1 protein-coding gene is annotated in these 319 nt (G+C 42.6%); it reads left to right on the plus strand.

Annotated features, from left to right (window positions below):
• A partial coding sequence (locus AW165_RS18795) for an Ig-like domain-containing protein (protein WP_155859675.1) occupies positions 1–319 on the plus strand: 319 nt, incomplete at both ends.

Raw genomic sequence — 319 nt, forward strand, 5'->3', positions numbered from 1 at the left:
TTGATACAGCTGCACCAAATACAGCTGGTGTTAACTTCACAGTTGATTCAGTAACAGCTGATAATGTGATTAATGCATCAGAAGCGTCAGGCAACGTTACTGTTACAGGTGTATTGAAAAACGTTCCGGCAGATGCAACAAATACAGTGGTCACTGTTGTGATCAATGGCCAGACGTATACTGCGACTGTAGATAGCACAGCAGGCACATGGACAGTAAGTGTACCGGGCAGTGATTTGGTTACTGATGCAGATAAAACAATTGATGCCAAAGTAACGTTTACAGATGCAGCAGGTAATAGCAGCAGTATTAACGATAC

This window comes from Acinetobacter sp. LMB-5, assembly GCF_001541635.1.
Lineage (GTDB): Bacteria > Pseudomonadota > Gammaproteobacteria > Pseudomonadales > Moraxellaceae > Acinetobacter > Acinetobacter pittii.